The following is an 11,954-nucleotide window of genomic DNA, read 5'->3' on the forward strand; positions in this document are numbered from 1 at the left end:
ATCATGGCAACACTAGAACTTAAACAAATCCGTAAAACCTATCCAAAAGCGGAGCAGGAAACGTTAAAAGGGATCGATATTGATATCGACTCAGGGGAGTTCCTGATTTTGGTCGGACCGTCAGGTTGTGGTAAATCGACCCTGATGAACACCATTGCCGGTCTAGAAAATATCAGCTCTGGCGAAATCGTGATTGATGGTAATGATGTGTCGGATGTCGAACCGAAAGATCGTGATATCGCGATGGTGTTTCAGTCTTACGCACTTTACCCAAATATGACGGTACGCGGCAATATCGAATTCGGTCTAAAGATTCGCAAGATGCCAAAACAAGAGATCGACGCTGAAGTGAACCGTGTGGCAGAGATGCTGCAAATTGACCATCTGCTTGATCGTAAACCTTCGCAATTGTCGGGTGGTCAGCGTCAACGCGTGGCAATGGGGCGCGCGCTTGCTCGTCGACCTAAGCTGTATCTATTTGATGAGCCACTTTCAAACCTAGATGCGAAACTGCGTGTCGAGATGCGCCATCAGATTAAGCGTTTACACCAGCAGCTTAACACCACCATAGTTTACGTAACGCACGACCAAATTGAGGCGATGACCTTAGCGGATCGTATCGCCGTTATGAAAGATGGTGAGCTACAGCAACTAGGTACGCCGCAAGAGATCTACAACAAGCCGAATAATATGTTTGTTGCTGGCTTTATGGGTTCACCGTCGATGAACTTTATCAAAACGATGGTCGACCTTGATGCGCAAGAAAAGCCAGTGATTAAAGTTACCGCAGGTAATGGTCAAGAGCATCATATTAAGCTACCAGCCTCAATGCGCGAGCAAGATGGCAAAGAGGTGGTGATTGGTTTGCGTCCTGAGCACATTACTGATAGCGAAAATCAAGAGTCTGGTGCTTCCACTCAGCTAAATTTAATCTTGGAAGTACTTGAGCCTACAGGGCCAGATACGATTGCGATGATTAAGGTTAACGAGCAGGAAGTCGCGTGTCGTTTATCGCCTGAGTTTGACGTTACAGCGGGTCAAGTGGCACCACTTCATTTCGATCTTTCAAAAGCGGTGTTCTTTGATGCGGCTACTGAGCAGCGCATTGAATTTAACTAATGAGTGAATTAATTGATACGTTTATTAGTAATAATGAATGAATTCTACTAGTCTTAGAGTCATAGCATGAAGTAACCATCATGCATTGTGAGATGAGGTGGGCAGTCATGTCTCCTTATTGCCCACCTCATCTCTAGTAACGAAAATGGCAGCTTGTATAGCTGCCATTTGTTTTTATAAACCTTCCGTAGACAACGTCACTTCGTGATTTGGTATAAATTCACCCGTATTGAAAAATTTAATGGGTGGAAATCCCCCCATTTATTTTGAATAAATTTGAACTGGAAACACTCTCGAATAAGTGGTTGCTATAAGTTATTGAAATATGGCAACTTGATCTTCATTTATAAGTTGGCTTAGTTATTGCCCTTAGTTATCTATCAACACCCATTGATGGGGTTGTTCATTTAACAAGGAGAATAATAATGTTTAAGCCATTGACCCTACTATCTGCTTCGATTCTTGCTGTCACGAGCTTCAACGCTGCCGCTAACTGTGATCCAGGTGAAACGGTAATTAAGTTCAGCCACGTAACGAACACAGATAAGCACCCAAAAGGTATTGCGGCTTCATTACTTGAACAGCGTGTCAACGACGAAATGGACGGAAAAATGTGTATGCAGGTTTTCCCTAACTCGACGCTGTATGATGACAACAAAGTGCTGGAAGCACTGCTTAACGGTGACGTGCAACTTGCTGCCCCTTCTCTATCAAAGTTTGAAAAGTTCACGAAGAAATACCGTATCTTTGACCTGCCATTCCTGTTTGAAGATGTTGAAGCGGTTGACCGTTTCCAAAACTCAGAGTCTGGCGAGAAGCTGAAAAATGCGATGCGTCGTCGTGGTCTGCAAGGTCTCGCGTTTTGGCACAACGGTATGAAGCAGATGTCAGCGAACAAGCCACTTATCTCTCCTGAAGATGCGAAAGGTCTTAAGTTCCGTGTCCAAGCGTCAGACGTACTGGTTGCTCAGTTTGAACAGTTAGGCGCAAACCCTCAGAAAATGTCGTTTAAAGAAGTGTACGGAGGCCTACAGACTAAAGTTATCGACGGTCAGGAAAATACTTGGTCAAACATCTACGGTAAGAAGTTCTTTGAAGTTCAAGACGGCATCACAGAAACCAACCACGGTATCCTTGATTACCTAGTAGTGACATCTAAAGACTTTTGGAAAGGGCTGCCTGATGATCAACGTAACCAGCTAAACACCATCATTCAAGAAGTGACGGCAACACGTAATGCTGAGTCTTCACGTGTGAATCTAGCGAACAAGAACAACATCATCGAAGCGGGTGGTGAAGTACGTTCGTTGACACCGGAGCAACGTCAGCAATGGGTAACGGCACTTCAACCTGTATGGAAGCAGTTTGAAAAAGATATCGGCACGGACTTAATCGAAGCCGCATTAGCATCAAATAAATAATAACAATAATCCCCCAACTATTGGCCCTCTTAATACCCTGCTTCAGGGTATATCGGGAAGAGGGCCTTTCTTTACCCGCGATAAAGTGAAGTAGCTTATGGAACAGTCAATTTTTGCCAGAATTGGGAAGGTGACAGACGCAGTAGAGGAAACTCTGATCGCGTTCTTTTTAGGAGCAATGACCTTGCTCACTTTTGCCAACGTAATATTTCGTTATGTCTTTAACGACAACATCTTATGGGCGTTAGAGCTCACCGTATTTATGTTTGCCTGGATGGTACTTGTCGGTGCCTCTTATGGCGTGAAAAAACATTTCCACATCGGTGTTGATGTTATTATCAACCTTGCCCCAGAACAACTCCGTAAGGCGTATGCAGTGATGGCTGCGGCTTGCTGTTTAGCATTCTCAATTTTGCTGTTGATTGGTTCTTGGAACTATTGGTACCCGTTTGCCACTGAGCGTGCTTGGTATGAAACCGATGATATTCCAATGCCGGAAATGCTGCAGTTTTTGGCCGATTGGTTAAACGAAGGTGAGCGCTACGAGAAGCTGCCACGCTTTATCCCTTATATGGCTCTGCCCATTGGTATGGCACTGCTAACTTTCCGCTTTGCCCAAGCAACATGGCAAATTCTTACTGGTAAGTTGGACCGCTTAATTGCAGGCCATGAAGCAGAGGAAGAGCTAGAGGCGTTAAAAGAAGAGTTAAAAGACGCTGGTGAGGCTATGGAGCCGAAAAATATCGGAAATGTGGACAGCAACGATAAGAGCAAGGAGCGCTAAACCATGGAAATCCTATTTTTATTTGTCATGGTGATTGGCTTTATGTTGATCGGTGTTCCGATCGCCATATCACTTGGTCTATCGAGTATTATTTTCTTAATGCTTCACTCAGATGCTTCATTAGCATCAGTGGCGCAAACCCTATTTAATGCCTTTGCAGGGCACTACACCTTACTGGCGATTCCGTTCTTTATCTTAGCATCGAGCTTTATGTCGACTGGCGGGGTAGCGAAACGAATCATCCGCTTTGCGATTGCCATGGTTGGCTGGTTCCGTGGTGGTCTGGCGATGGCTTCGGTTGTGGCGTGTATGATGTTCGCAGCGCTGTCTGGCTCATCTCCTGCAACTGTTGTTGCTATCGGTAGTATCGTGATCGCGGGCATGATCAAAAACGGCTACTCAAAAGACTTTGCCGCGGGTGTGATTTGTAACGCGGGCACGCTGGGTATTCTTATTCCGCCATCTATCGTTATGGTGGTTTACGCTGCAGCGACCGATGTATCAGTAGGTCGTATGTTCTTAGGTGGCGTTATCCCAGGCTTGCTTGCAGGTGTGATGTTGATGATTGCTATCTACATTGCTGCGCGAGTGAAGAACTTACCTAAGCAGCCGTTTGTTGGTTGGGGTGAAATGTTTGCCGCAGCCAAAGATGCCAGCTGGGGTCTACTGCTGGTGGTGATCATCTTAGGGGGTATTTACGGTGGTATCTTTACACCGACTGAAGCAGCAGCAGTTGCGGCGGTTTACTCATTCCTGATCGCCAACTTTATCTATAAAGATATGGGCCCATTTGCGGATAAAGAAAACCGTAAGCCAGCGTTAGTCAAAGTGGTTCAAGCGTTTGTTCATAAAGATACTAAGCATACCCTGTATGAAGCGGGTAAGCTGACAATCATGCTGTTGTTCATTATTGCCAACGCACTGATCTTAAAGCACGTATTAACTGAAGAACGTATTCCGCAGATGATCACGGAGTCGATGCTTTCGGCAGGATTAGGCCCAATTACCTTCCTGATCGTGGTCAACGTATTGCTTCTGATTGGTGGTCAGTTTATGGAGCCATCAGGCCTACTGATCATCGTTGCGCCGCTGGTATTCCCTATTGCGATTGCACTGGGTATTGACCCAATTCACCTTGGTATCATGATGGTGGTGAACATGGAGATCGGTATGATTACGCCGCCGGTCGGGCTCAACCTGTTTGTTACCGCCGGGGTCGCCAAGATGTCGATGATGCAGGTGGTCAAAGCGGCGTTGCCGTGGGTTGGAGTCATGTTCCTCTTCCTCATTATCGTTACATACGTACCTTGGGTATCAACTTGGTTACCAACCACGCTGATGGGACCTGAGATAATCACTAAGTAACGTAAACCCTAGACAAAAAAAGCCCCGGATAGACAGCTATCTGGGGCTTTCGTTTTAGGGACATACTATTTAGACAGTAAGAGCTAATAAGTTAACTCTGAATCATCAGTTCCGTTTGATAAAACCAATATAGAGCCCCAAACATGAATAAAAAGTGAATAGGTTATTCACCTTTATAGTTGTTTTTGTCTAGGCCATATTTTTGCATCTTGTCGTATAAGGTTTTACGCGCAAGTTGCAGGTGCTCCATCGTAGCTTTGATACTACCATCACATTGATTAAGTGCTTGCTCAATAATGCTCTTCTCAAATTCAGCCACTTGCTGGGCAAGGCTGGTTTCTTTGCTACTGACGTCGTCATTCCCACCGAACTGAGAAAGGCGGCCAAGTAGGACGAAGCGCTCAGCGGCATTACGTAACTCACGAACATTACCCGGCCAGTCATGGGCCATGAGTTGATGAATTTGCTGAGCTTCAATAGCTGGAGCAGATTTGCCATAGCGCGAGGCGGCGACCAGTAAGAAGTGGTGGAACAATGTGGCAATATCTTCCTTACGCTGCCTAAGAGGAGGCAGCTCTAAGGTGACGATGTTGAGTCGATAATAGAGGTCTTCGCGAAAAATGCCTTCAGCCGCGGCTTGTTTTAGATCGACTTTGGTAGCCGCAATGACACGGATATCAATTGGGATCAGAGAGTTGGAGCCGACACGTTCAATCATCCGCTCTTGGAGCACACGCAATAAGCGAATTTGCGCTTGCATCGGCATGGATTCTATTTCATCTAAGAATAGGGTGCCGCCTTTGGCATGCTCTAGCTTGCCGACTCGGGTGCTGTCTGCGCCAGTGAATGCGCCTTTCTCGTGGCCATAAAGCTCACTCTCAATCAAATTTTCTGGTACGGCACCACAGTTAATCGCGACAAAATTATTGTCTCGGCGAGAGCTTTGTTCGTGAATAGAGCGAGCAAACAACTCTTTACCTGTCCCTGTTTCACCAAACAGCAAGATGTCTGCGTTGGTATCGGCAATGTGGATAATGGTATCCCTAAGCGCCTGAATAGACGGAGTCTCACCAATAATGCGCGGGCCAAGTGCTTGGCTAGCTTTAAGGCTACGTTTGAGCTCTTGGTTTTCGAGTGTTAATGCGCGTTTATCTAACGCTCGGCGTGTGGTATCAATCAGCCTGTCAATGGGGAAGGGCTTCTCGATAAAGTCGTAGGCGCCGTTTCTCAGCGCATTGACCGCCATAGAAATATCACCATGACCGGTAATCAAAATAACGGGTATTTCCGCGTCCTGATGCAAAATACTTGAAAGGATGTTTTCGCCAGACAGGCCGGGTAAACAAATATCGGTAATCACGACTTTAGGTAGGCCATCGGTTTTGATTGCCAGCAGCGCTTCTTCGGCACTGGCAAAAAATCGTGCTGGGATTTCTTCTAGCTCGAAGCTTTGTTCAATGGCGAGGCGAATATCGCTCTCATCATCAATGAATATGACATCGTACATCGACTTTCCTTGATCGTTATTGTGTTGTCGTCGGTATCGTGAGTATGAACCGCGCTCCGCCAAGTGGCGATGTAGTTACGCTCAACTCGCCCCCCATTGCGTGTGTAATCTGATGGGAGATAGATAAGCCCAAGCCTAAGCCATTTTTCTTGGTGGTGTAAAAAGGTTCAAATAGCTGAGCTTGGCTATCAAATGGGATACCTGGCCCATTGTCATCGACCGCTAATTCGACTTTGCCATTATTATGCAGGACAGACAGAGCAACCTGTTTCGTTTGTTGGCCCTCAACTGCTTGTATCGCATTAGTCAGTAGATTAATCAGCACTTGCTCAAGTTGGATTGGGTTGATCTCGATAGTTGGTAAACTTGATTGGATATCAAGATTTAACTCAACCTGATTCGCCTTAAACTGTGGCGCGAGTAGCTCTTTCGCCGCCAATATAATTGGGGTTGCATCGGCTGTACTGATTTCATCGCTGTCGCTTTTTTTAGCAAACGAACGCAGTTGGCTACTTATCTTTGCCATGCGATCGGTCAGTGCTGAAATCCGTGTAAGGTTATCGTCTACACGATCATATTTGGATTTTTCTAAAAAGCGCCGCCCGTTATCAGCGAAACTGCGGATGGCAGCTAAAGGGTTGTTAAGCTCATGGCTGATACTCGCGGACATTTGGCCTAATACGGCGAGTTTAGCCGCTTGAATCAACTCATCTTGGGTCTGACGTAATGCTTGCTCGGTTTTGGTTCGCTCTGCGACCTCCGCTTGCAGCTCGGACGTTCGTTCCATAACCAAAAACTCAAGCTTTTGTTTGGCTTCAGATTGAAGCTGCTCAAATTGTCTTTTCTTGAGGTTACGCTGGAAGGTAAGTTGCAGTGATAAGTAAGCAATCACAAACAATAGGGTCGTGATCAACGAGAAGCTCAGCGTTGACCATAGTAACGTCACTTTAGGCGTTAGTACTCGCAGGGTTAAATCGTGCTTTTCTAGAGGCCTTGAAGAGACCAGGTAGGAGTTTTCGAACCCTGTTGATAGTGGATTCGTTAGTTCTGAACGAGGTATCGACAAGTCACCTGCAAAACCAAACGAACGTATCGGCGAGTCGAGATACTGACGACTATTTAAGATGGTCTGGCGCTGAGCTTCCGATAGGGTGGTTAAACTCTTGAACAGCCATTCTTCATTGCTCGACATAAAAATAACGTTGTAGTTATCCGTTGCGACAAAGGTATTGGTTTTGTTTTGCCAATTCGACTCAATCGCGGTGAGGTCCATTTTTATCACAATCACGCCAATGATTTCGGCGGCATAAGTGACCGGGTAAGAAAAATAGTAACCGCGTTGTTTCGAGCTTGAACCTAGGGCAAAGTACTGACTGGGTTGCCCCTGAATGGCATTGGAAAAATATGGGCGCCACGCATAATTTCGACCGATAAACGAGCGCGGCAAATTCCAGTTACTTGATGCGATAGTGTTGCCAAACTCATCAAGTAAATAGGCATCGGTTGATTGAATCGTGCTATTCACTTGCTCGAGGTAACGGTTGGTGAGTTCAATTTGCGCCGAGTTGCTTGGGTTCTGCAATGCTGAAATGAGCTCAGTGTCTTTAGCGATCAATTTCGGTAAATGAGCGTACTTGTCGAGTTTACTCGAGATAAACTCAGCGAAGCGTTCTAGCTGTTCTTTGTGAGTGTCAAATTGTTCTTCTTCGCTGGCATTCCAAACCCAACTCGCACCAAGCGTGATGACAGTGATATAGAGGATGCAAAGGTAGAACTTACTTCTTTGAAACGTCAACATTTACAAACCTGTATCACTTACACATCCATATATAGCGTAAAGGTTTTTGTTATGAATGTGTTTATTGGTCTTAACAAAGTGAGGTATAAAACCGGACGTAGATCGAGTTTTGATCTTTAATCGAAAAAAAATATTAGTTTCTCTTGAAAAAGCTATTAATGTCCCCATTTCTGGAAACAAAGCATGCTTTATTGGCGCTTTTTTTAGCAGTTAAGATGAGTTTTTAGGTGAATCCCGTAGCGATCGTAGGGCTGGACTCGACAGCGGTTGATCTGGTCGGTAGAATGCTGCGTCTGAATTTTTATCCTGAGGCTAATCGGAGATACCTTTTTATCGAATCAATTTCGTAAGGATATCGCTAATTAGTCCGATGATTGACTCGTCAGTTGTCGATACTCGATTTATAGAAGAGTACTCTTAGAGTACAAACAAGGATGGGTTCTATCTCTGTTGCAGAGTAGAGCACATAAGCTCAGTTATCTGAGCCAGTTTTGAGGTTAATGAATAATGCAAGTTACTGTTGAAACGCTAGAGGGCCTAGAGCGCCGTCTAAACATTACTGTTCCTGCTGCAAACATCGAAGATGCTGTAACAGCTGAACTACGCAACATCGCAAAAAACCGTCGTTTCGATGGTTTCCGTAAAGGCAAAGTGCCTCTAAAAATGGTTGCGAAGATGTACGGCAAAGCAGTACGTCAAGACGTGATGGGCGAAGTAATGCAACGTCACTTCATCGAAGCGATCGTTAAAGAAAAAATCAACCCAGCAGGCGCACCTACTTTCGCTCCAGTTGAGTCTACAGAAGGTGCAGACCTAGTATTCAACGCAACTTTCGAAGTTTACCCAGAAGTTGAGCTAAAAGGCCTAGAGAACATCACTGTTGAGAAACCAACAACTGAAGTTCAAGACGCAGACGTTGAAGAGATGATCGACACTCTACGTAAACAGCAAGCAACTTGGGCTGAAGTTGAAGAAGCTGCTGAAGAAGGTAAGCGTGCTACTATCGATTTCGTTGGTTCTATCGACGGTGAAGAGTTCGAAGGCGGTAAAGCTGAGAACTTCCCACTAGAGATGGGCGCTGGTCGCATGATCCCTGGTTTTGAAGACGGTATCGCAGGTAAGACTGCTGGTATGGAATTCGAAATCGACGTGACTTTCCCAGAAGATTACCACGCAGAAAACCTAAAAGGTAAAGCTGCTAAGTTCGCAATCAAAGTAAACAAAGTTGAAGCTCGTGAGCTTCCAGAACTAAACGATGAGTTCGTTTCTAAGTTCGGTGTTGCTGAAGGCGGCGTTGACGCTCTTAAAGCAGAAGTTCGTAAGAACATGCAGCGTGAACTTAAGCAAGCGATTAAGAACCGCATCAAAGAGCAAGCTATCGACGGTCTAGTTAAAGAAAACGACATCGACGTACCAGCTGCACTAATCGATCAAGAGATCGGCACTCTACGTCAGCAAGCTGCACAGCGTTTCGGTGGCAACCCAGAAGCGGCTGCACAACTTCCACGTGAACTGTTCGAAGAGCAAGCTAAGCGTCGCGTAGTTGTAGGTCTTCTACTAGGTGAAGTAATCAAGTCTGAAGAGCTAAAAGCTGACGACGAGAAAGTGAAAGCACTTATCGAAGAAATGGCGACTGCATACGAAGATCCAACAGAAGTTGTTTCTTACTACGAGCAGAACGAGCAAATGATGAACAACATGCGCAATGTTGCTCTAGAAGAGCAAGCAATTGATGCAATCATCTCTAAAGCTCAGGTTTCTGAAAAAGAAGTTAGCTTCAACGAGCTAATGAACCAGCAACCAGCTGCTTAATAAGCAATTTATTGCTGAGAAGGTTGACTAAACGTTAACTATTCTGCTAACAATGGTCCGTATGATATGTATCATACGGGCCATTTATTTTAGGGACATAAGAATATGAGCTACCAAGAAAAAAATACAATGCCATCAATTATGGACGCGCTAGTACCAATGGTCGTTGAGCAAACTTCCCGTGGTGAACGTTCTTACGATATCTACTCTCGTTTGCTGAAAGAGCGTGTTATTTTCTTGACTGGTCAAGTGGAAGACCACATGGCAAACCTTGTCGTGGCACAGCTACTTTTCCTAGAATCAGAAAATCCAGACAAGGATATTTTCCTATACATCAACTCGCCAGGCGGCAGCGTAACTGCAGGTATGTCTATCTACGACACAATGCAGTTTATCAAGCCTAATGTAAGCACAGTATGTATGGGTCAAGCATGCTCGATGGGTGCATTCCTACTTGCTGGTGGTGCACCAGGCAAGCGCTATGTTTTACCTAACTCACGAGTAATGATTCACCAACCACTAGGTGGCTTCCAAGGTCAGGCATCGGATATTCAGATCCATGCTCAAGAGATTCTAACGATCAAACAAAAACTTAACACTCTACTTGCTGAGCACACTGGCCAGCCTCTAGAAGTGATTGAGCGTGATACTGATCGTGACAACTTCATGGCAGCCGATCAAGCGGTTGAATACGGTCTAGTGGACGCAGTTCTCACTCATCGCGGTGAATAACTAGCAACATTGCCATATATTGATATACACTCAAGTCATATAAGTAAAGGCTAAGAGGTTAGCGAATGACAGATAAAAGCAAAGAGAGCGGTAGTAGTAAGCTTCTTTACTGCTCTTTCTGCGGCAAAAGCCAGCATGAAGTTCGTAAGCTAATCGCTGGTCCGTCAGTCTATATTTGTGACGAATGTGTCGACCTATGTAACGACATCATTCGTGAAGAAATTAAAGATGTTCTACCGAAGAAACAGTCGGAAGCACTTCCAGTGCCAAGAGATATTCGTGAACACCTTGATGACTACGTGATTGGCCAAGATTACGCGAAGAAAGTGCTAGCAGTAGCCGTTTATAACCACTATAAGCGTTTACGTAACGGAGATACGACGAGCGAAGGTGTAGAACTTGGTAAAAGTAACATCTTGCTAATCGGTCCTACAGGTAGTGGTAAAACGCTCCTAGCAGAGACATTAGCTCGTTTCCTAGATGTACCATTCACTATGGCTGACGCGACTACGCTAACAGAAGCGGGTTACGTTGGTGAAGATGTAGAAAACATCATCCAGAAACTTCTGCAGAAGTGTGATTACGACGTAGCGAAAGCTGAGCGTGGTATCGTGTACATCGATGAGATTGACAAGATCTCACGTAAAGCTGAAAACCCATCAATTACGCGTGACGTATCAGGTGAAGGTGTTCAGCAAGCGCTATTGAAACTGATTGAAGGTACAGTTGCTTCAGTACCACCACAAGGTGGTCGTAAGCATCCTCAGCAAGAATTCCTACAAGTAGATACATCTAAGATTCTATTTATTTGTGGCGGTGCATTTGCTGGCCTAGATAAAGTGATCGAGCAACGTGTTGCAACGGGCACTGGTATCGGTTTTGGTGCAGAAGTTCGTTCTAAAGACGAAACCAAGACTGTGGGTGAATTGTTCACTCAAGTTGAGCCAGAAGATTTGGTTAAATATGGCCTAATCCCAGAGTTCATTGGTCGTCTTCCTGTAACGACAACGCTGACAGAGCTAGATGAGGATGCATTAATCCAAATCCTATGTGAGCCGAAGAACGCACTGACTAAGCAATACGCTGCTTTGTTTGAACTAGAAGATGCGGAGCTAGAATTCCGTGAAGATGCACTGCGTGCGATTGCTAAGAAAGCAATGGAGCGTAAAACAGGTGCTCGTGGTCTTCGTTCAATTCTTGAAGGCGTGCTGCTTGAGACCATGTATGAACTGCCATCAATGGACGACGTAAGTAAAGTCGTTATCGATGAGTCAGTGATTAAAGGCGAGTCTGATCCATTGCTGATTTACAGCAACTCAGATAACCAAGCTGCAGGCGCAGAATCTTAATACGAATCACATAATTAGATATCGGTAGAAAGGGAGTAATCAATTACTCCCTTTTTTTTATTCTTTC

Annotated in this window: 9 protein-coding genes; 7 read left to right on the top strand and 2 right to left on the bottom strand. The window is 45.1% G+C overall.

Annotation, left to right across the window (positions count from 1 at the left end; genetic code table 11):
• Positions 1-3 precede the first annotated feature (3 nt).
• The 4 genes from ACHUFZ_RS14880 to ACHUFZ_RS14895 all read left to right on the top strand — a co-directional run bounded on the left by ACHUFZ_RS14880 (position 4) and on the right by ACHUFZ_RS14895 (position 4,689).
• A complete protein-coding gene (locus tag ACHUFZ_RS14880) occupies positions 4-1,119 on the top strand; it encodes an ABC transporter ATP-binding protein (RefSeq protein ID WP_394127763.1) in 1,116 nt (371 codons plus the stop codon).
• A gap of 425 nt (positions 1,120-1,544) precedes the next feature.
• Complete coding sequence (locus ACHUFZ_RS14885; protein WP_134835335.1) at positions 1,545-2,540, top strand: TRAP transporter substrate-binding protein; 996 nt, start codon at positions 1,545-1,547, stop codon at positions 2,538-2,540.
• A 97-nt stretch (positions 2,541-2,637) separates the two neighbouring features.
• A complete protein-coding gene (locus ACHUFZ_RS14890; RefSeq protein WP_394127764.1) occupies positions 2,638-3,324 on the top strand; it encodes a TRAP transporter small permease in 687 nt (228 codons plus the stop codon).
• Positions 3,325-3,327: 3 nt separating this feature from the next.
• Positions 3,328-4,689 (top strand): TRAP transporter large permease, encoded by a 1,362-nt coding sequence (locus ACHUFZ_RS14895; protein WP_053438322.1) that lies wholly within the window; start codon positions 3,328-3,330, stop codon positions 4,687-4,689.
• A gap of 163 nt (positions 4,690-4,852) precedes the next feature.
• Here the strand turns inward: ACHUFZ_RS14895 and ACHUFZ_RS14900 are convergent, their stop codons facing one another.
• Complete coding sequence (locus ACHUFZ_RS14900) at positions 4,853-6,196, bottom strand: sigma-54-dependent transcriptional regulator (RefSeq protein ID WP_394127765.1); 1,344 nt, start codon at positions 6,194-6,196, stop codon at positions 4,853-4,855.
• A 16-nt stretch (positions 6,197-6,212) separates the two neighbouring features.
• Positions 6,213-7,994: an ATP-binding protein gene (locus tag ACHUFZ_RS14905; RefSeq protein ID WP_394127766.1), complete on the bottom strand. Its 1,782-nt coding sequence runs from the start codon at positions 7,992-7,994 to the stop codon at positions 6,213-6,215.
• 507 nt (positions 7,995-8,501) lie between these two features.
• Here ACHUFZ_RS14905 and tig point away from each other — a divergent pair.
• From tig to clpX, 3 genes are all read left to right on the top strand, one after another.
• A complete protein-coding gene (tig, locus tag ACHUFZ_RS14910) occupies positions 8,502-9,806 on the top strand; it encodes a trigger factor (protein ID WP_134835340.1) in 1,305 nt (434 codons plus the stop codon).
• A gap of 105 nt (positions 9,807-9,911) precedes the next feature.
• Complete coding sequence (gene clpP / locus ACHUFZ_RS14915) at positions 9,912-10,538, top strand: ATP-dependent Clp endopeptidase proteolytic subunit ClpP (RefSeq protein ID WP_053438318.1); 627 nt, start codon at positions 9,912-9,914, stop codon at positions 10,536-10,538.
• A 65-nt stretch (positions 10,539-10,603) separates the two neighbouring features.
• Positions 10,604-11,887, top strand: coding sequence for an ATP-dependent protease ATP-binding subunit ClpX (gene clpX, locus ACHUFZ_RS14920; RefSeq protein WP_053438317.1), 1,284 nt, complete (start codon positions 10,604-10,606; stop codon positions 11,885-11,887).
• The last annotated feature ends 67 nt before the right edge of the window (positions 11,888-11,954 follow it).

It is taken from the genome of Vibrio hepatarius (assembly GCF_043642085.1).
Classification (GTDB): Bacteria; Pseudomonadota; Gammaproteobacteria; order Enterobacterales; family Vibrionaceae; genus Vibrio; species Vibrio hepatarius_C.